Source organism: Caulobacter sp. LjRoot300 (assembly GCF_964253875.1).
Classification (GTDB): Bacteria; Pseudomonadota; Alphaproteobacteria; order Caulobacterales; family Caulobacteraceae; genus Caulobacter.
Window position 1 is genome coordinate 919,526 of the sequence record NZ_CAXUSA020000002.1, and the last position, 20,489, is coordinate 940,014.

Annotated in this window: 13 protein-coding genes and 1 riboswitch; of the genes, 5 read left to right on the forward strand and 8 right to left on the reverse strand. The window is 69.9% G+C overall.

From position 1 onward, the window contains the following. Positions 1-23: 23 nt before the first annotated feature. On the forward strand, positions 24-1,934 hold the full coding sequence (locus ACSQ2G_RS09595) for a methyl-accepting chemotaxis protein (protein WP_436030300.1): 1,911 nt from the start codon (positions 24-26) through the stop codon (positions 1,932-1,934). Between the two features lie 92 nt (positions 1,935-2,026). Here ACSQ2G_RS09595 and ACSQ2G_RS09600 read toward each other — a convergent pair whose 3' ends face one another. Next, positions 2,027-2,830: a LytTR family DNA-binding domain-containing protein gene (locus ACSQ2G_RS09600; RefSeq protein WP_436030302.1), complete on the reverse strand. Its 804-nt coding sequence runs from the start codon at positions 2,828-2,830 to the stop codon at positions 2,027-2,029. Positions 2,831-2,917: 87 nt separating this feature from the next. On the opposite strand from ACSQ2G_RS09600, the gene ACSQ2G_RS09605 reads away from it, so the two are divergent. The 3 genes from ACSQ2G_RS09605 (at position 2,918) to ACSQ2G_RS09615 (ending at position 6,717) form a co-directional block, all read left to right on the forward strand. Further along, positions 2,918-3,475, forward strand: a complete 558-nt coding sequence (locus tag ACSQ2G_RS09605) for a DUF2306 domain-containing protein (protein WP_436030304.1) — start codon at positions 2,918-2,920, stop codon at positions 3,473-3,475. 75 nt (positions 3,476-3,550) lie between these two features. Then, positions 3,551-4,273: a TetR family transcriptional regulator gene (locus tag ACSQ2G_RS09610; RefSeq protein ID WP_436030306.1), complete on the forward strand. Its 723-nt coding sequence runs from the start codon at positions 3,551-3,553 to the stop codon at positions 4,271-4,273. Positions 4,274-4,470: 197 nt separating this feature from the next. Then, complete coding sequence (locus ACSQ2G_RS09615; protein ID WP_436030308.1) at positions 4,471-6,717, forward strand: TonB-dependent receptor; 2,247 nt, start codon at positions 4,471-4,473, stop codon at positions 6,715-6,717. 45 nt (positions 6,718-6,762) lie between these two features. On the opposite strand, the gene purH is transcribed toward ACSQ2G_RS09615, so the two are convergent. The 6 genes from purH to ACSQ2G_RS09645 all read right to left on the reverse strand — a co-directional run bounded on the left by purH (position 6,763) and on the right by ACSQ2G_RS09645 (position 16,714). Next, positions 6,763-8,352 carry a bifunctional phosphoribosylaminoimidazolecarboxamide formyltransferase/IMP cyclohydrolase gene (gene purH, locus ACSQ2G_RS09620; protein ID WP_436030310.1) on the reverse strand — a complete coding sequence of 530 codons (1,590 nt, stop codon included), beginning with the start codon at positions 8,350-8,352 and terminating at the stop codon, positions 6,763-6,765. Positions 8,353-8,380: 28 nt separating this feature from the next. Next, positions 8,381-8,461, reverse strand: a riboswitch (ZMP/ZTP riboswitch). A 134-nt stretch (positions 8,462-8,595) separates the two neighbouring features. Next, positions 8,596-10,410 carry a heparin lyase I family protein gene (locus tag ACSQ2G_RS09625; protein WP_436030312.1) on the reverse strand — a complete coding sequence of 605 codons (1,815 nt, stop codon included), beginning with the start codon at positions 10,408-10,410 and terminating at the stop codon, positions 8,596-8,598. Positions 10,411-10,954: 544 nt separating this feature from the next. After that, complete coding sequence (locus ACSQ2G_RS09630) at positions 10,955-12,682, reverse strand: PAS domain S-box protein (protein WP_436030314.1); 1,728 nt, start codon at positions 12,680-12,682, stop codon at positions 10,955-10,957. Between the two features lie 112 nt (positions 12,683-12,794). Further along, positions 12,795-14,558, reverse strand: a complete 1,764-nt coding sequence (locus tag ACSQ2G_RS09635; RefSeq protein ID WP_436030316.1) for a heparinase II/III family protein — start codon at positions 14,556-14,558, stop codon at positions 12,795-12,797. 9 nt (positions 14,559-14,567) lie between these two features. Continuing rightward, on the reverse strand, positions 14,568-15,227 hold the full coding sequence (rpe, locus tag ACSQ2G_RS09640; protein WP_310082887.1) for a ribulose-phosphate 3-epimerase: 660 nt from the start codon (positions 15,225-15,227) through the stop codon (positions 14,568-14,570). A gap of 206 nt (positions 15,228-15,433) precedes the next feature. Further along, on the reverse strand, positions 15,434-16,714 hold the full coding sequence (locus ACSQ2G_RS09645; RefSeq protein ID WP_436030318.1) for an RsmB/NOP family class I SAM-dependent RNA methyltransferase: 1,281 nt from the start codon (positions 16,712-16,714) through the stop codon (positions 15,434-15,436). A gap of 69 nt (positions 16,715-16,783) precedes the next feature. Between ACSQ2G_RS09645 and ACSQ2G_RS09650 the strand changes: the two genes are divergently transcribed. Continuing rightward, complete coding sequence (locus ACSQ2G_RS09650; RefSeq protein WP_028038906.1) at positions 16,784-16,984, forward strand: DUF1674 domain-containing protein; 201 nt, start codon at positions 16,784-16,786, stop codon at positions 16,982-16,984. A 6-nt stretch (positions 16,985-16,990) separates the two neighbouring features. Here the strand turns inward: ACSQ2G_RS09650 and ACSQ2G_RS09655 are convergent, their stop codons facing one another. Beyond that, a complete protein-coding gene (locus ACSQ2G_RS09655; RefSeq protein ID WP_436030321.1) occupies positions 16,991-20,104 on the reverse strand; it encodes a GH12 family glycosyl hydrolase domain-containing protein in 3,114 nt (1,037 codons plus the stop codon). Positions 20,105-20,489 lie beyond the last annotated feature (385 nt).

Here is a 20,489-nt window from a genome sequence, read left to right on the forward strand (position 1 = left end):
GCGATCTCAAGTGGAGCGCGTCCATGACCTTCGGCGATCTGAAAATCCCCCATAAGCTGATGGCGGTCTTCGCCGTGATGCTTTCGGCGATCGCGGTGATGGGCGTGACGCTCTTCGTCAACCAGACCAAATACGAAGCTTCGATCGAGCGCACCGAGCGCGCCTACCTGTCGCTGCGGGCCGCCGACACCGCCGCCTTCCGGCTGACCCGCCAGGAAAACTCGCTGCGCGGCTTCCTGCTGTCGGGCGACGAATACTACGTCAAGCGCCTGGAAGAGGCCCACAAGCCGAAGTTCCTGGCCGCGCTGGAGCAACTGCGCACCCTGGCCAAGGGTGACGAGGCCCAGCTGGCCCGGATCGCCGACGTCGACGCCGCCTACGCCGACTACCGCAAGAAGGCCATCGAGCCGGGCGAGACCCTGGCGCGCGATCCGGCCACCCACCAGCAGGCGGTAGACCTGGTCAAGCACGACGGCGTCGCCGACCAGGCGGTCTCGGTCGTCGAGGACGACATCGAGCTGATCGTCAAGAATTCGGAAGCCGTCGTCGCCGCCGAGGCCGCGGCCCAGAAGCGGTCCGCCCTGGAGGCCCGCCTGACCCTGGCGATCGGGATCGGCGTCGCCATCGCCATCGCCCTGGGCGGCGGCCTGCTGCTGTCGGGCGTCATCGCCGCGCCGGTCACCGCCATGACGGCGGCCATGCGCCGCCTGGCCTCGGGCGACAACGGCGTGGGCATCCCGGCCACTGGCCGCAAGGACGAGATCGGCCAGATGGCCGCCGCCGTCGCCACCTTCAAGGAAGCGGCGATCGCCAAGATCCGGCTGGAGGCCGTCGCCGAACAGACCCGCCTGACAGCCGAAAGCGAGCGCGCCGCCAATGACGACGAGCGCCGCGTGGTCGCCGCCGAGCAGAGCGCCGTGGTCGACCAACTGGCCGCGAGCCTGGCGCGCCTGGCCCAGGGCGACCTGACCTGCCGCATCGACGCCGACTTCGCCGGCCGCTACCGCCAACTGCGCGAGGACTTCAACCTGGCGGTCGAAAAGCTGCGCGAGGCCATGGCGGCCATCATCGTTTCCACCAACGGCGTGCGCAGCGGCTCCGACGAGATCGCCGACGCCTCCGACAGCCTGGCCCGCCGCACCGAACAGCAGGCCGCCAGCCTGGAAGAGACCGCCGCCGCGCTCGACGAGATCACCGCCACGGTCCGCAAGACCGCGTCCGGCGCCAAGGAGGCCTCCTCCGTGGTCGCCACCGCCCGCACCGACGCCGAGGAGTCCGGCCGTATCGTCGGCCAGGCGGTCCATGCCATGACCGAGATCGAGACCTCGTCCGCCCAGGTCAGCCAGATCATCGGGGTGATCGACGAGATCGCCTTCCAGACCAACCTGCTGGCCCTGAACGCCGGTGTCGAAGCCGCCCGGGCCGGCGACGCGGGCCGCGGCTTCGCGGTCGTCGCCCAGGAAGTGCGGGCCCTGGCCCAGCGCTCGGCCGAGGCCGCCAAGGAGATCAAGACCCTGATCTCGACCTCGACCCAGCAGGTCGGGGCCGGGGTCGACCTGGTCGGCCAGACCGGCAAGGCCCTGCAGCGCATCGTCGCCCAGGTGGCCTCGATCGATGGCCTGGTCACCGAGATCGCCGCCTCCGCCGTCGAGCAGTCGACCGGCCTGCAGGAGGTCAACAAGGCGGTGAACCAGATGGACCAGGTGGTGCAGCAGAACGCCGCCATGGTCGAGGAAGCGACGGCGGCCAGCCATTCGCTGAAGAACGAGGCCAGCCAGCTGGCGGCCCTGGTCGACCGCTTCCGGGTCGGCGACGCGTCCGCGACGGCGCCGGCCGCGCGGCCGGCCCAGCCCCGCGCCGCCACCGCCGCCCGGCCCGGCCGGGCCAGCAACGCCGCCCTGGCCACCAAGGTCGACGACTGGGAAGAGTTCTGATCGGCGTCCCCTCGACGATCGGATGAACGAAGGCTCCCCGGATTCGCCCCCGGGGAGCCTTCTGCTTTTCAGCGGCTGGATCCAGCGCTTGCCTAGTACCAGCCCGCCTCGCGCAGCGTCCGGGCGTAGGCGCGGCTGACCGGCGCCTCGACGCCGTTGGCCAGGACCAGGGTGGCGCGGCCGTCGCCCCGCCGGGCGTCCCGCACCGCCGCCTTGGCCACCCACCAGGAGCGGTGGGTCTGGGCGCCCTCGATGCCCTCCAGCTCGGCCACGGCGTCGGACAGGCGCAGCAGGATCAGGTCCTGGCCCTTGGAGGTGTGCAGGCGCAGATAGTGGTCCTCGGCCTCGACGGCGTAGATCTCGCCGCCGCGCAGGCGCGGAGGCAGGCGTTCAAGGAAGCGGGGCGGCGGCGCTTCCGGCGGCGCGGCGTGGGTCTCGATCACCCGTCGGGTGGCCAGGGTCATCAGGGCGGTCATGCCGCCGGTCATCAGCAGGGTGACGCCGAAATAGGTCGCCGCGACGCGCGGGGTCGGGGGCGAGCGGCCGCCGGCCAGCCAGACCAGAACCGTGAACAGCGGGGTCAGCACGACGACGATGATCAGGGCCCGCCACCAGGTCGAGGCCAGGCCCGGCCACAGTCCGCCGACCGCCTGGGCCACGGTCGTGCCCAGCACCGCGCCCAGGGTGGACAGTCCGATCCAGTAGCCCAGGCGCGGAACCAGCGGCGTGTCGCTGGTGCCCAGCGCGCCGACCAGAGCCAGGAAGGCGCCGGCGACCACCGCCACGGCCAGCGGCCGCAGGTAGCCGCGCAGGAGCGCCGGGACGGGCGTGTCCGTTGGCGCTTCGCCAATGGCGGCGGCCCGCCGTTCACGAACTGCCGACGCTTTCTCACGCACCTTCGGATGACCCCCGTCGCCGCCGATCCTAAGCCGGACCCGACCTTGATCGCCCCGGCACGGCGCGATCGCTTCGGGAGAAACAAGATGTCCGACACCAGCCTGTCAATCGGTCCGGCCCGCTTTATCCGCATGGTCGCCATCGGCCTGGCCGTCACGGTGGGCCTGATCCTGGCGACGGGCGCCGCCCGGGGCCATGGGCCGGGGACGGTGCTGGGCGGCCTCGCGCACCTCAAGGGCCACCTGCACGCGCCCCACCTGGGCCTGCTGGCGGCCGCGCCGATCCAGATCCAGCTTCATGTGGCGGCGGTGACCACCGCCCTGGCGATCGGCGTCGTCCTGCTGCTGGGCCTGAAGGGGAACACCGTCCACCGCACGCTGGGCTGGCTGTGGGTCGTGGCCATGGCGACCGCGGCGATCTCGTCGCTGTTCATCCACCGGTCCAATCCCGGCGGCTACAGCTTCCTGCACCTGTTCGCCGGCTGGACCCTGATCGCCCTGCCCATGGGGGTGTTCGCGGCTCGCAAGCACAATGTCCGCCTGCATGGCCGGACGATGACGGGACTGTTCGTCGGCGGCCTGCTGATCGCCGGCGCCTTCGCCTTCCTGCCCGGTCGGCTGATGTGGCAGATGGCGTTCGGCTAGACGGGAGCGCGTCGCGCTTGCCAGGTCCGCGCCGGGAGGCCTACGAACGGTCAAGCCATGCGCGGACCACGGAACATGACGTCGCAAGTTCGAGCCCCTCGCGCCCAGCCCGCCGCCCGCGCCAAGCCGGCCGGACGCGGCCGACCATCCAAGGCCGCGGGACGGGACCTGAAGGAGACCATCCTCGACGCCGCCGAGGGGCTGTTCGCGCGCCACGGCTTCCACGGCGTCACCATCCGCCAGGTGGCCGCCGAGGCCGGCGTCGACACCGCCCTGATCCACTATTATTTCGGCGCCAAGCGCGAGCTGTTCGACGCGGTGTTCCTGCGCCGAGCCGAGATCCTCAACACCGCCCGCAGCGTGTCGATGGACGCCTACGAGAAGCGCCATGCCGGGGTCATGACGGTCGAAGGGGTGATCGAGGCCTTCATCGAGCCCCTGCTGCGCATCTCCCAGGACGGCGGCCAGGGCTGGAAAAGCTATTTCGCCCTCGTGGCCCAGGTGAACAACACCCCGGCCTGGGGCGGCGAAACTATGGCGCGGTTCTTCGACCCCGTCGTCCACCGGCTGGTCGAGACCCTGAAGGTGGTTCGTCCGGACGCGGCCTATCGCGACCTCTACTGGAGCTACCAGTTCCTGACCGGTTCGATGATGCTGGCCCTGTCGGAGACCGGCCGCATCGATTCCCTGTCGGGCGGGGAGTGCCATTCCAGCGACCTGGGCGCGGTGCGGGCCCGACTGTTCGCCTACTGCGCCGCCGGCTTCGAGGCCGTGATCGCCCGCGCGCCGCGGGGCTGATTCCGAACCTTCCCAACGTCTTCCGCTGTCCCGTGCGCTCATTTCATCAGTTGGTGAAAAAGGGCTGGCGCGAAGCGCAACTCTGGGTGACAGTGTTCTCCAATTCGCGAACGCATGAATTCGCGAACGCCGGGAAATGCGTCCGTTCGACGGGGCTGTCCGGCACGGGACGGAACGCATAGGGGAGGGGAAAACCCATGAAGACGATGCTCAAGCTCGCGCTGCTGGCCGGCGCGGCCTGGTCGACCGCCGCTTCCACCGCGCTCGCCCAGGACGCCGCGCCCGCCGGCGCCGACCAGGTCGCGGTCGACGAACTGGTCGTCACCGCCCGCCGCCGCGAGGAGACCCTCAAGGACGTGCCGATCGCCGTCTCGGCCTTCAGCGCCGAGACCCTGGAGCGCCAGGCCGCCAACGACATCACCACCCTGTCGCAGACCACGCCGAACATCACCGTGCAGACCGCGCGCGGCTCGAACTCGACCCTGATCTCCTACATCCGCGGCATCGGCCAGCAGGACCCGCTGTGGGGCTACGAGCCCGGCGTCGGCCTCTATGTCGACGACGTCTACATCTATCGCCCGCAGGGCGCGGTGCTGGACGTGTTCGACGTCTCGCGGATCGAGGTGCTGCGCGGTCCGCAGGGCACGCTCTACGGCCGCAACACCATCGGCGGGGCGATCAAGTACGTGACCAACCGCCTGGGCGACGAGGCCGGCGGCAAGATCCGCGGGACCTACGGCAGCTACAACCAGACCGACCTGCTGGTCGAAGGGCATACGCCGGTCGGCGGCGGCCTGTCGGTGGGCGGCGCCTACGCCCTCTACAAGCGCGACGGCTACGGCACGAACCTGACGACCGGCGCCGAGCACTATAACAAGGACGTCCAGGCCTATCGGCTGAGCGCCGAGTACAAGCCGAACGACGACCTGTTCTTCCGGCTGGCCTACGACAAGGTGCAGGATGATTCCAATCCTCGCCACGGCCACCGCGAGCTGCCGGCCCTGGTCGGCGGCTACAAGGTGCTGGACGCCTACGACACCCAGGCGGGCCTCGGGGACAAGAACGCGGTCAAGACCGAGGGGCTGTCGCTGGCCGGGGAGTATCACGCCAGCGAGTTCCTGACCTTCAAGTCGATCACCGCCGGTCGCAAGGGCCACACCCAGACCCTGATCGACTTCGACGGCACGCCGCTGCCGACCCTGGACGTGCCGGCCACCTATGACGACCGCTCGTTCTCGCAGGAACTGCAGGCGGTCTATTCGGACGACACCGTCCAGGGCGTGTTCGGCCTCTATTACATGAACAGCCAGGCCTCGGGCGAGTTCGACACCATCGCCGGCAACCTGGGCGTCTCGATCGCCGACGGCGGCAAGGTCAGCACCCAGAGCTTCGCGGCCTTCTTCGACGTTTCCGCCAGCTTCACCGACCGCTTCAAGGTCTCGCTGGGCGCCCGCGCCACCCGCGACCACAAGCGCAGCAACACCTTCCGGTTCTTCTACCTGGGCGCCACCCGCTCGCCCTACCAGGGGGGAACGCCGCGGCCGATCCTGCAGGTGCGCACCAACTACAGCGCCGAAAAGACCTTCGAGGAGTTCACCCCCCGCCTGTCGGCCTCGTACGAGCTGACCGACGACCTGAACACCTACGTGTCCTATTCGAAGGGCTACAAGTCGGGCGGCTGGGACATGCGCGGCGACGCCTTCCTGACCCCCCAGACGGTCGAGGGCTACGATCCTGAGACGGTCAACGCCTACGAGGTGGGCCTGAAGGGCAACCTGTTCGATCGCCGGGTGTCGTTCGCCACGGCCGCCTTCCTGTCCAAGTACAAGGACCAGCAGGTCACCACCCAGGTGGTCGTGCCCTCGGGCATCGCCAGCTCGGTCGACAACGCCGGCGCCTCCACCCTGTACGGCGTCGAGTTCGAGGCCAAGGCGGCGTTCAGCCAGCACCTGTCGGGCACGGTGGCCCTGGGCTACATCCACGCCAAGTACGACACCTTCAACCGCTTCGTGCCGGCCGGGGCGCCGAACCCGGTCAACCCGTCGCAGACGATCCCAGCCGGCGGCCAGGTCGTCAACGTGGCCGACCTCTACGGCTTCCAGAACACCCCGGAATGGACGGGCAACGCCAGCCTGACCTGGCGCGGGACCGTGGCCGGCGGCCAGCTGCAGGTCACCCCAATGGTCAGCTATCGCGACGACTACCAGCAGTTTGAGCTGCCCCTGCCGCTGCTGGACCAGAAGGCCTTCACCCTGGTGGACCTGACCGCCAGCTGGGCGCCGGAAGGCGGCCGCTACAAGATCTCGGTGGCCGGCAAGAACCTGACCGACGAACGCTATCGCACCGGCGGCTACAACTTCGGCGTCGCGACCTACAACAACTCGGTGATCGGCTTCTACGGCCCGCCGCGCACCTATTCGGCCTCGCTCGAGGTCAAGTTCTAGAGCGTCGCGCGGAAGATCGACATCCGCTTTTCCGCGCGGCTTGCCCTAGTGGCGGAACACCCGCACGCCGGTGAACGCCATAGTCAGGCCCAGGCGGTCGGCGGCCTCGATGACCTCGGGGTCGCGCATCGAGCCGCCGGGCTGGATGATCGCCGTGGCCCCGGCCTCCGCCGCCTGGATCAGGCCGTCGGCGAACGGGAAGAAGGCTTCCGAGGCGCAGGCGCACCCACGGAGGTCCAAGCCAAAATCAGCGGCCCGCAGGGCCGCGATGCGGGCCGAGTCCTTGCGGTTCATCTGGCCGGCCCCGACGCCCAGGGTCTGGCCCGCGCGGGCGTAGACGATGGCGTTGGACTTGACGTGCTTGCCCACGGTGAAGGCGAACAGCATGTCGCGCACCTCCTCGTCCGTCGGCTGACGCTTCGTGACGATCTTCAGGTCCGAAGCCTTGATCCGGGCGTCGTCGCGGGACTGGACCAGGAAGCCGCCGGCCACCGACTTGAAGGTGTCGCCGGTCGACAGAGCGTCGGGCAGGCCGCCGGTGACCAGCAGGCGCAGGTTCTTCTTGGCGGCGAACACCGCGACGGCGTCGTCGTCGGCTTCCGGGGCGATCACCACCTCGGTGAAGATCTCGACCATCTGCAGCGCCGCTTCGCGGGTCAGGCGGGTGTTGACCGCGACGATGCCGCCGAAGGCGCTGGTCGGGTCACAGGCCAGGGCCCGCTCGTAGGCCTCGCGCTGGGTGGCGCCGACCGCCACGCCGCAGGGGTTGGCGTGCTTGATGATCGCCACGGCCGGACCGGCGGCCGGATCGAACTCGGCGATCAGCTCGAAGGCCGCGTCGGTGTCGTTGATGTTGTTGTAGCTGAGTTCCTTGCCCTGCAGCTGGACAGCCGTCGCCACGCCGGGGCGCGGGTTGGGGAAGGTGTAGAAGGCCGCCTTCTGGTGCGGGTTCTCGCCGTAGCGCATGGTCTGGCGAAGCTCGCCGGCGATCGACTTGCGGGCCGGGAAGTCCTGGCCCAGCTGGGCGGCGAACCAGGTGGAGATCGCCGCGTCATAGGCCGCCGTCCGGGCGTAGGCGCGGGCCGCCAGGGTCTGGCGCAGGGCCAGGGTGGTGCCGCCGGCCTTCAGGGCGTCCAGCACCTCGGCCAGGTCCGACGGATCGGTGCAGACGGCGACATAGCCATGGTTCTTGGCGGCCGAACGGATCATGGCCGGGCCGCCGATGTCGATGTTCTCGACGCATTCGGCGTAGGACCCGCCCTTGGCGACCGTGGCCTCGAACGGATAGAGGTTCACGTACAGGATATCGATGCCGCCGATGCCGTGGTCGGCCATGGCCTTGGCGTGCTCGGGCGCGTCGCGCACGCCCAGCAGCCCGCCGTGGACGATCGGGTGCAGGGTCTTGACCCGGCCGTCCATCATCTCGGGGAACTGGGTCAGGTCCGAAACGTCCTTGACCGGGATCCCGGCCGCCGCGATCGCCGCCTTGGTGCCGCCGGTCGAGACCAGCTCGACGCCCGCCGCGTGCAGGACCTGGGCGGCCTCGACCAGGCCGGTCTTGTCTGAAACCGACAGCAGGGCGCGCCGGGGGGCGACGAGATCGGGGGCGGACGGATAGTCGGGGGCGGCGGGCACGGCGGACTCCTCGGGTCTGTTGACGACGGAATGGAGCCCAGGCGCGCGGCGGTTGAGGTCCGCGCTCCCCGATGGTTGCCCATCACTAGCGCCAGTCACGCGGACGGCGCGGAAAATACGGGGGTCGGCGGGGGAGTCAATGCGGGTTTCCGGCCGCCGCGGACACGGTCCGCGTCGGCGGCCGCGCGAACTTCCCATACGCCGCCTTCGCGCCGACCCGAGGGGTCGGCGCGTTGGTCCGGTTCAGAGGATGAAGTCGGTGGCGACCAGGGTCGGCCCGTAGACGATCAGGGTCGCGTCGGCGATGTGGTCGAGGTTGTTGTCGAGCTGGACGGTGTAGTAGTTGGCGCCCGCCGGGTGCGAGATCAGGATCTCGCCCGCCACGCCGTGGAACTGGCTCACCAGCTTGAAGGCGGTGTCGCCGTTGGCGGCCTTGCCGTCGGCGTCGATGGCGCTGAAGTCCAGCTTGTCGATCCCGGACTCGAACGCATTGATGGTCTCGTACTTGCCGATCGGCAGGTCGCCCATGGCCAGGAACTGGAAGACATCCTTGCCGGCGCCGCCGTCCATCGTGTCGGCCCCGGCGCCGCCGACCAGGATGTCGTTGCCGCTGCCGCCCAGCAGGCGGTCGTTACCGTCGCCGCCGCTGATGAAGTCGTTGCCGCCCATGCCGTCGATACGGTCGTCGCCCGCCTCGCCGTAGAAGGTGTTGGCCTGGGCTCCGCTGTCGGACAAGGTGTCGTTACCTGCCCCGGCATAGACGGTGCTGGCGCCCTGGGTCACCAGGGTGTCCGAGCCGCTGCCCAGCTTCCAGACCTCGATCGAGCTGACCGTGTCGACGAAGCCGTCGCCGGTGTTGACCACGCCGGCCGCCTCGTTGCCGACGATGGCGGTGGTGACGTCCGACCAGTCGCCGGTGTCGCGGCCCAGGCCGCCGTCGAGCACGTCGTTGCCCGCGCCGCCGTGCAGGATGTCGTCCCCGGCCTTGCCGTACAGGAAGTCGTTTCCGGCGCCGCCGTCGAGGACATTGGCGAAGTCGTTGCCCGTGAGCCTGTCGGCGCCCGACCCGCCCGTCAGGTTCTCGATGTTGATGAAGGTCATCGAGCCGAGCACGGTGGTCTGGGCGGTGGTCACGCCCAGGTCGACGATCATGGCGCTGGTCAGCCCCTTGAACGAGACCGTATCGACGCCCGCGCCGCCATCCAGCTCGTAGGCGCCGTTCGCGGCCATCAGGATGTCGTTGCCGGCCTCGCCGTGCAGGATGTCGGTCTTGGACGCGCTCGTCAGGGTGTCGGCGTTCGCCGTGCCCGAAAGGATGGCGTGGACCGGCGCGGCCGGCGTCACGGGCGCCGCCGGCGCCGCCGGCGCGGCCAAGACGCTGTCGGCGAGTCCGATGCCGGCCGAGGGCTGGGGAAGGACCTTGTCGCTGACGGTCGTGATGGAAAGGCCCTTGAAGTTGGCCGCGAAGGTCTCGGGCGAAGACTCCCGATAGACCCCTTCCTTGAAATAGGCGCCGACAAGGTCGTTGAACCCCAGGGCGCCGTGGAAGTCGACCAGCTCGACGCCGTTACGCCAGACCACCAGGTGGCCCTGACCGAAGGGGTCGAACTTGATCTGGAGCTTGAAGTCGTACCATTGGCCCCGGACGACGTCCGCGGTGTCGGTGTAGTGCCGGACATAGCGGATGTCGGCCTCGGTCGAGATCGCCGCGCTGGAGTCGCGGGTCACGATGCGCATCTTGTCGCCGACCATCTCGAGCGCGAAGGCCGGGCTGTGGCCGGCTTCGCCCTTGTCGAAGGTCGATTGCAGCTGAACCAGCGTCATCCAGTCGGCGGTGTTCTTCGCGCCCGGTTCGATCATGACGCTGAAGCTGATCTCGTAGGTCTGCCCGGCCTGCAGCTTCGCGGCGCTGGCGATCTCCGACCGTTCCTTGGTCGCGCCGTCGCCGGCCAGGTTGTCGCCCGCCCGCACCTCGAAGCGCGAGACGCCGTTGGCGGCCTGATAGTTCCAGGCGTTCCCGACGTTTTGCACGTAATAGACTTGGTTTTCCGAATTCATGGACCTTGCTCCCCGACCCGTGGGGAAAATGGCTGGGCGTCCTATATTCGCGTTTAAGAAAGTCGGATAAAAGAGTCCTAACAAGATAACGCTGGGCCGTGATCTGGCTTTCGTTCCACTTATCGAGCGTTTTGTTAAATTAATTTTGAGTAAATAGCAAAGATATGGACCTAATTATACAAAGTGTACGATCTGCAATGACCCATTATGGTCTCTAATAGATCGAGTTGATGAGGCGCTTTCGCTCTAAAAACTGAAATACTGGGGACGACGAAACGCGTTAACGATCGCCGAGATCTGGCGCATGCTTTTGTCGATGCGTCGTGTCGGCGCGGCTTGGGGCCCCGCGGCGCTTGTTAAGCTTAGCCATTGCGAACGCGTCGTCGCCCCGCCGTTGTCCGGGCGTGGCGAAACGACGCGCTGCATCGCAGCGAAAAATTTGGACGGAAATCGCGTTTCCATTGGGATCCGAAGATGTCCGAACACTTCAAGGCGCGACGCGGGGGCGATTGTCGCCATTTCACGGGCGGTCTGGAAGGCGCTCCTAGGCCAGCCTGACCGGCAATACGGCGCGCACGCCCTCGACGGCGAAGGTCAGCTTGGGCTGGCCGCCCAGGTCGGCCGACAGGCCGCGATCCAGCAGGCGGGTGCCGAAGCCCTTTCGGTCGGGAGGGACCACGGGAGGGCCGTCGCGCTCGGCCCAGGTCAGGACCGCCCCGTCCTCGCCCGTCTGGTCCCAGGCGATGGCCACCTTGCCGGCCGGGGTCGATAAGGCGCCGTACTTGGCCGCGTTGGTGGCCAGCTCGTGCACGGCCAGGGCCAGGGAAAGGGCGGTGCTGGCGCCGACCCGCAGGCTGGGGCCGTCGATGCTCACACGCCCCGGCTCGCGATCGTCGATGAACGGGGCGACCCCCTGGCGCACGATGTCGTCCAGCGCCGCGCCTTCCCAGCTCTCGCGGGTCAGCACGTCGTGGGCGGCCGACATGGCCAGCAGCCGGTCGATCAGCCGCTCGCGCACCCGCACCGGCGTCTCGTCCGCGCGCAGGGTCTGGCGGACGATCGACTGGATCGAGGCCAGGGTGTTCTTGACCCGGTGGTTGAGCTCGTTGATCAGCAGCCGCTGGCGGGCCTCGGCCGCCTTGGTCTCGGTCATGTCCATGGCCATGCCGATATAGCCCTGGAACTGGCCTCGGGCGTCGATCCGCGGCCGGGCGTTGGCCACCATCCAGCGATAGCCGCCGTCGCCGCACCGGAACCGCGCCTCGAAGCCGTAGGCCCGAGGACCCTCGGGCGCGCCGCGCGCCGCCGCCCGCCGAGCCCCGACCTCGGCGATGTCCTCCGGATGGATCATGCCGACCCAGGCGTCGCCCAGCAGGGCCTCGGCGTCTATGCCGGCGAACTCGGCGAAGGCTTCGTTGGCGAAGGTGATGCCGCCGGCGGCCGAGGTCATCCAGACCGGGGCGGGGGCCGAGTCGGCCATGGCCCGGAACCGGGCCTCGCTTTCGCGCAGACGTTCCTCGGCCCGCTTGCGTTCGGTGATGTCGGCGTGCACGCCGATCCACTCGCGGATCGAGCCGTCGGCTTCGAGGGCGGCGACCGCGCGGACCGCGAAGTCGCGCCAGGCGCCGTCGTGGCGCCGCACCCGGTGCTCGAAGGTGAAGGGGCCGCCCCGGGCGACGGCGGCGTTCCAGGCCAGGAGGGTCGGCCCGGCGTCGTCGGGATGGACGGCGTCGACCCAGCCAAAGCCCTGGTGCTGCTCGGGCGTCTGGCCGGTCAGCGCGGACCAGCCGGGTTGGTCGCCGACCATCCGGCCCGAGGCGTCATTGGTCCACAGGATGCCGTTCACCGCGCCGATGGCGGCCCGGAACCGCGCCTCGCCGGCGGCCAGCCGCTCATGGACCACGACCCGATCGGTGACGTCGCGGATGAAGCCCAGGAACACCGTCGCGTCGGCCTCCCCGAACGCGGCCAGCGACACCTCGATGGGGATCTCCACGCCATCCTTGCGCACCGCCATCAGCTGGGATTTCTGACGCTCGACCGGCGGCTCGGCCGAGGCCAGCCGCCGGCTCAGGATCTGGCGATAGGCGGTCTGGTGGCGCAACGGGGCCAGCACCTCGATCAGGCCCCGGCCCAGGACCTCCTCGCGCGGCCAGCCGAAGGCCGCTTCGGCGCGGGCGCTCCAGTCCAGGATCACGCCCTGGGGGTCGAGGACCACCACGGGATCGATCGCGGTCCGCAGGATGGGCGACAGGGCGGTGAGATTCGACATCTGCCCCTCCCTCCGGCTGACGCGGTCGAAAACAGCTACAGGACGGGATGTTGACTGTGAATTCCGTCACCAAACCCGGGTGTGGGACGTAATGTCGCAGCCTTGCCCGATCCTAGTGGTCCGCCGCGCGGGCCAGTTTCCAGCGGATCTTGGCCCCCTTCTCGGGGCGGACCTGGCTCTTGAGCACGATGGCGCCGGCCCGCCGGACGTGACCGTGGTCGAAATGGGCGGAGGGGGCGATGCTGACGTCGACGGCGTCGTTGCGCAGCCACCAGCCGACATTGGACGGGCCCTTGATCAGCACGCTCTTGCCGTCGCGGGCCAGCGAGGCCCGGGCGTCCGGGTGCAGGTGGAAGGTGACCGAGAAGGGCAGGTAGCGGCGCGGGCCGTCGGGATTGGCCGAGCCGATCGGGATCAGGCTGTCCTCGCCACGCAGTTCGTCGGCCTTGATGTCCAGATAGAGACGCCGGGCGTGGGTCAGGCCCAGCCGCCGCCAGCCGTCGTGGACGATGTCCAGCCAGACGCCGGTATCGGCGTCGTGCCGCTTGATCTCGACCTCGGCGGCGCCGTCGATCAGCCACGGCCCCAGGGCCCGGGCGCGCCAGCCCGACAGCGGTCGTCCGGCCGAGCCGTCGCCCACCGACACGGTCGAGGCGGCGTCCGACAGCCGGAAGGCGTTGGCCCCGGTCGCCTCGGGGCTCCAGCCGCAGCTGGTGATCAGCCGGTCCTTGCCGAAGACGATCTCGACCGCGGCCGGCTGGGCGCAGGCGGCGACGCTGAGCGGGCCGACGGCCGGCGGACCGGCGTCGGCCATCACCTGGAGGCTGCCGCCCTGCATCTTCTGGTAACCGACGTGCGGGGCGGTCTCGGGCGGGCGCGGGCCATGGTCGTCATGGGCCAGGGCCGCCGCGATCCGGCGCGCCTCGACCGCTTCGCCGCCCTGGAAGGCCGCCAGGCAGCCGTCGGCCAGGGTGAAGAACCGCACCGACGCGCTCAGGCGGTCGATGGCGCGGCTCAGGCCCTCGGGCGCGGGGCGGCCGCGCTGGCCCAGGGCGTCGTCGAGGGTCAGCAGGTCGAACAGCAGTTCCAGCCCCGCCTCCGGCGAGCGGCTGGCGTGGCCGCCGTCGGGCAGGACGGTCGCCTCCAGCAGGGCGATCACCCGCTTCAGCCCCCGGGCCATCAGCCGGTCGCTGGCCTTGCCGGTCAGGGCGCAGCCGGCGATGGTCGCGACCGCCGCCCGTTCCAGCTTGCGCTCGGGGGCGTCGGAGGCCTTGAGCAGCTGGCGCGCGCCGCGGGCGATGTCCAGGGCCATGGCCGAGATCTCGGCGTCGGACGCCTCGGGCGACAGGGCGCGAGCCGCGCAGGCCAGGTGGAAGGTGCGCCGTTCCAGGCGCTCGCCGCTCCATGAGAATTCGTTCCAGGTTCCGAACACCCGCCGCCAGTCCTGCAGCAGCCGCAGCGCCAGCCGAGCCGAGCCCGGGCCGGCCGCCAGCAGGTGCGGCAGCCAGTCGAAGCCGTGCAGGGCGGTGGCGAACTGGCGGGTCGGGCTGGGCTGGTCGAACGGGTCGCCGGTCTCGCCCAGCCGCAGGGCGCCGCCGTCCAGCACCATCAGGCCTTCCAGCAGCTGGCGGCCGCGCTCGGCGTCGACGGGGCGGGGGTCGTGCGGATGGCCGGCCAGGCCGACCGGGCGCGGCCGGCTGATCAGCGCCCGGTGCGGCGGCGAGCCGAACCACTCGCGTTCGACGTTGCCCTTGATCGCCGCGCCCAGAGCCTTGAGGAACACCCCCCGGGTGCGCCTGCCGCGACCACGGGCTTTAGGGCCGCCGGCCAGGGCGGAGGTCTTGCGGGCGGAACCTGTCTCTGGAGCCCCCTCCATGCCGCTGGATCAGCCCCCCTTCAGGGCGCGGATGTTGTCGGCATAGGCCGACGGTCCGCCCTTGAACACCGCCGAGCCGGCGACCAGGGCCGTGGCTCCCGCCGCCACGCATTGCGGGGCCGTGACCGGGGTGACGCCGCCGTCGACCTCGATGATGATGTCCGCGCCCGCCTTGTCGACCATCCGGCGCAGGGCCTCGACCTTGCGCAGCTGGCCTGGAATGAAGCTCTGGCCGCCGAAGCCGGGGTTGACCGACATCACCAGCAGCAGGTCGACGTCTTCCAGGATCCACTCGACGTGGTCGATCGAGGTCGAGGGGTTGAACACCACCCCGGCCTTGGCCCCCAGCTCGCGGATGCGCTTGAGCGAGCGGTGCAGGTGCGGGCCGGCCTCGGGATGGATGCTGATCAGGTCGGCGCCGGCGGCGCGGAACGCCTCCAGGTACGGATCAGCCGGGCTGATCATCAGGTGGACGTCGAACGGGATGCTGGCGTGCGGCCGGATGGCTTTGACGATGTCCGGGCCCAGGGTGATGTTGGGCACGAAATGGCCGTCCATGACGTCGACATGCACCCAGTCGGCGCCGGCCGCCTCGATGGCGGCGACCTCTTCGCCCAGCTTGGCGAAGTCGGAGGCGAGAATGGACGGGGCGATCAGCGGCGCGGTCATGTCCATGGCTTAGCGGGCTAAGGCTCGCGCCACAAGCGAGCCCGTTGTCGTGTGGGGGCGCTGCTTTCACACTTCCCCAAAACTTGTCATCCCGGACGAGCGCGCAGCGCGAAGATCCGGGACCGACGCGTGAACTCGGCGCGTGCGGCGGTCCCGGATCTGCGCCCGGCTTTCGCCGGGCTTGTCCGGGATGACAGCCTTGAGACTCAGACCTTCACGAACCGCGCCGCGAAGAAGCCGTCCAGCCCGCCTTCGCGGTGATGCGGCAGGATCCGCAGCGTGCCGCGCGGCGTCAGGCTGGCGGCCGGGGCGCCGCCTTCCTCCGGGGCGATCGGGTCCAGGGCGATATCCGGGCGGCGGGCCAGGAAGGCCTCGACCTGGGCCTCGCCCTCTTCGGGTTCAAGCGAGCATACGCAGTAGACGAGGCGGCCGCCGGGCTTGAGCCGGCCGGCGGCGCTGTCGAGCAGGCGGCTCTGGACGGCGGCCAGGCTGGCCACGTCGCCGGGGCGGGCGGCCCACAGCACGTCGGGATGGCGGCGGAAGGTGCCGGTGGCCGAGCACGGGGCGTCCAGCAGCACGGCGTCGAAGGTCCGGTCGTCCTCCCAGGCTCCGGCGTCGGCGGCGACCACCTCGGCGGCCAGCTTCAGGCGGGCCAGGTTCTCGGTGACGCGCTGCAGACGGGGCGCCGAGCGGTCGACGGCGACGGTGGCCGCGCCGGCGGCGGCCAGCTGCAGGGTCTTGCCGCCGGGCGCGGCGCACAGGTCCAGGGCGGTCTGGCCGGGCTGGACGTCCAGCAGGCGGGCGGGGATGGCGGCGGCGGCGTCCTGCACCCACCAGACCCCGTCATCGAAGGCCGGCCAGGCCGAGACGTCGCCCCGGCGCTCGGTGCGCAGCGTGCCGCCGGGCAGGATCTCGCCTTCCAGTTCGGCGGCCAGGGCGGCGGCGTCGACGCCAGGCTTCAGCGACAGGTCTGTGGCGGGCTCGAAGCCGATCTGGGCGGCGACGGCGTCGGCGGTCTCCTTGCCCCAGGCGCCGACCCAGCGAGCGTAGAGCCACGGCGGCGCCAGATGTTCGGGCTCCGCCGAGGGCGGGCCGTCGCGCAGCAGGCCGCGCAGCACGGCGTTGACCAGGCCCTTGAACGGGCGGCTGGCCTTGTTGACGCCGGCCAGCTCGACGCTGGTGGCCACGGCGGCGAAGGCCGGAACCTCCAGGAAGAAGGCCTGGGTGGCGCCCAGGCGCAGCAGGTTGCGCACGCGCGGCGGCGGCTCCTTGGCCAGCTTGCCGGCCAGGGCGCGGTCGATGGGGCCCAGGTGGCGCAGGGCGGCCATGGCCAGGGCGCGCGCGAAGGCCCGCTCCCGCGGTTCGAGGAAGCGGAAGGCGTTGGCCGAGGCGGCTTCGTCGAGGCCGCCGCGCCGCGACAGGGCCGCGTCGATGAGGGCGAGGGCGCCTTCCCGTGCCGGGAGGCCGTCATTGAGTTCCTGAGTCACCCGCCCGCCGTGCCCCGAGGCGACGACGAGCGCAAGCTTTTTGGCGTCGACGGTGCTAGGAAGGCGGTCATGTCCGAGACCGATCTGCCGCCCGGCGCGGCGCCCGACAAGCCGCTCAGCCCCGCCGCCCGCCGCGCCCTGGAAGAGGCCGCCGCCCGCCGCGCGGCCGACCACGCCGCCACGCTGCCGACCGAGGAGGGCGGCCGCGACGGGCCCGAGCCGACGCGGTTCGGCGACTGGGAGCGCAAGGGGGTCGCGGTCGATTTCTAGCCCTGGCTACAGAATGAAATCGCCGTGGACCAGCGAGGTGGTGTTGGCCACCAGGATCGAGAAGTCCGCTAAGCCGTCGCCGTTGACGTCGGCCTGGACCATCAGGCCCCCGGCGGCAGCGCCGTAGCGGACCTCGCCGGCCACGTGGTGGAAGGCGCTTTGGCCGATGAAGGCGAACGGGTCGTCGAGGCCGCCGACCACCGCGTCGATGGCCGACAGGTCGATGCGATCGCCCTGGGCGTGCGAGAAGTCGGTGATCTTGTCGACGTCGCCTGGGTTGAAAGCGCCGAACACGAACAGGTCCGAGCCCGCGCCGCCGGTCAGGGTGTCGAAGCCCGCGCCCCCGGCCAGGGTGTCGGCGCCGCTTCCGCCGATCAGGGTGTTGTTGAACGCCGATCCGTTCAGCCTGACCGCCGCGGTGGCGCCCGAGGCGTCGACGTCCTCGAAGCCCGACACATAGGCGGTTCCGCCGACGACCTGGCTGGACGAGAAGGCGCTCAGGTTCACCGTGGCGGCGGTGTTGAGCACCAGGGTGTCGCGGCCGGCCCCGCCGTCGATGACGGTGTCGGCGGCGTCGTAGACGATGCGGTCGTCGCCGGCCTCGCCGCGTAGCTGGTCTGCGTCGGCGCCGCCGTCGAGGAAGTCATTGCCCAGTCCGCCCTTGAGCACGTCGAAACCCGCTCCGCCCCTCAGGGTGTCGGCGAAGGCTCCGCCGGTCAGGGTGTTGTTGAACTGCGAGCCGGTGACGGTGACCCCGCCGGCGGCGTTCGTGGCGTCGACGTCCTCGAAGCCCAAGACATAGGCCGAGCCGCCGGTGACCTGGCTGGACGAGAAGTTTTCCAGATGCACGACGGCCGCCGCCTTGAGGACCAGGGTGTCGCGACCGGCCCCGCCGTCGATGACCGTGTCGGCGGCGTCGTAGACGATGCGGTCATCGCCGGCCTCGCCGCGCACCTGGTCGGCGTCGGCCCCGCCGTCGAGGAAGTCATTGCCCAGTCCGCCCTTGAGGATGTCGAAGCCCGCTCCGCCCATCAGGGTGTCGGCGAAGGCTCCGCCAGTCAGGGTGTTGTTGAACTGCGAGCCGTTCAGGACAACCGCCCCGTTGGCCGCCGAGGCGTCGACGTCCTCGAAGCCCGCGACATAGGCCGATCCGCCGCTGATCTGGGTGGTCGAGAAGTTGCCCAGGTTCACCGTGGCGGCGGTGTTCAGCACCAGGGTGTCGCGACCGGCCCCGCCGTCGATGACGGTGTCTGCGGCGTCGTAGACGATACGGTCGTCGCCCGCCTCGCCGCGCTGCTGGTCCGAACCGGTTCCGCCGTCGAGCGAGTCGGCGCCCGCGCCGCCGCTCAGGATGTCCGCGCCGCCGCCGCCCGTCAGGACGTCGGCATAGGCTCCGCCGATCAGCCTGTTGTCGGCGGCCGATCCGGTCAGGACGACGGCGCCGCTGGCGGCCGAGGCGTCGACGTCCTCGAAGCCGGTGACCACGGCGGTTCCACCCGCCACCTGGTTGACCGCGTCGCCGAGATTGACCGTGGCGGACGCCTTCAGGACCAGGGTGTCATGGCCCGCGCCGCCGCTGATGGCGGCGACCGCGCGGTCGTAGGTGAAGGTGTCGTCGCCGGACAGGTCCAGCGCCTTCTCCGGCGTGGCGACAGGGTCGGGGCTGGCCAGGATCGTCGTCGTGGTCGTGCCCGAACCCTCGACGTGCATGACCTTGGTCGAGCCGTCCGTGTTGTGGGCCCGAACGTCGAGGTCCAGGTTGTTGATGGTCAGCGAACCGGCGCCCGACACGACCTCGGCGCCCAGCTCGACCGAAGCGACGTAGTCCGCCGAGGAGACCAGCTTCAGCCCCTCCAGGGTCTTGAGGATGCTGGCGATGTCGATCTGGCCCTTGGGCGTGTCGGCGTCCAGGACCACGGCGGTGTAGGTCCAGTCGCCGGCCTTGCTGGCGTAGATCTTGCCGGTGACCGAACCGTTGGAATAGGTCCCGACGACCTCCCCCGTGGGATCGAAGCCGCCCTTGTGCACCCAGACCATCACCTCGCTGGTGATGGTGTCGGCGCCGCCGTTGGGCGTGTCGGTCAGCCAGATGTCGAACGAGACGTTGAAGCCGCTGGTGTTGCCCTTGTAGCTGACGTCGTAGTCGGCGGTGAGTTGGCTCAGCGTGCTCACCTGGACCGGGAAGACGCCGCCGATGTCGCTGGCCTTGTGACCGCCGCTCATCGGAGCCGGGCCGAAGATCACTTCGGGATAGGCGCGGATGGTCGGGTAGGGTTCGGTGACGACGGGGAAGGACCAGTTGAAGGTGGTCTTGGCCGTCATGTCCGAGGCGCTGTAGGCGCTGTCGATCACGTAATCCGTCTTGTAGACGAGGTCGCCGGGGTTCCAGACGTTGTTGAGGACGTACCAGCCGTGGGCCGTCCAGGCCGCGCCGGGGCCCGTCAGCTGGGAATAGCCGGCGGGAATGGCGACGGGGTCGGCCTTCAGGCCGAAGTCGTAGGCGGTCAGGCTGGACAGGGCGACGTCGCGGATCACCAGGGTCTCGCCATTGGCGAAGCCGAGCTTGACGTCGGCGCCGCTCTGGGTGGCCACGGCCTGAAGTTGGGCGAAGGTGCTGACGCCATAGCCGCCCAGCTGGATGACGTCGCTGCCGGGCTTGAAGTTCATGATCGCGTCGGAGCCGTTGCCGGCGGCGACCTTGAACAGGTCCGCGCCCGCGCCGCCAACCAGCACGTCGTCGCCGGCCAGGCCGTTCAGCGTCGCGCCGACCGCGCCGGCGACGATGATGTTGTTGAGGGCGTTGCCGGTTCCCGCCGTCGAGCCGGGGGAGTTCAGCAGCAGGTTCTCGACGTTCGCCGCCAGCGTCGCCGGGCCCCAGAACCGGGCGTCGACGGTATCGACGCCTTCGCCGGCCTTCTCGACCACGACCGAGGCGCTGTCCCACAGGTAGTAGGTGTCGTCGCCCGCTCCGCCGATCAGGGTGTCGCCGCCCGAGCCGTGGAACACGTCGTTCCTGCTCGATCCGAGCTGGGTTTCCTTGGCCGAGCTGTTGGCCACCCAGTTGCTGGCCGCGCCCGAGAGCGTCAGCTCGAGCCCCTTGGCGGTGATGTATTTAGGCATGTACCCCTCCGAACACCGGAGGGTCTAGGCTTTTGGCCTGAACGATGAGTAGATCTTCGTGATTAATCTGCAGTTACTGAAGTATAATGTAGCGTTAAGATCTGCAACCTGGCCGAAAGTACCCAATCATGCTCGCTTCTACAAAGTGTATAGATCGAGACTTGCTACGATCTTACTAAACATAGCCGCGAAAATGCTGGCATATGCCAGTATAGATGGGCGGTTGCCGGGGCTCCGGTTGGGCGTAGGCCAAAAGCAGAGCGCCGCGGACGCAGAGTCCGCGGCGCTCGAACGCCATAGCGGCATGGTCAAGGTTCGAAATTCGCCACGAGCTGCTCGGGGCAAAGCGGCCGGCGCGCCATTTTGTCGCGCGGTTCGGACCGCG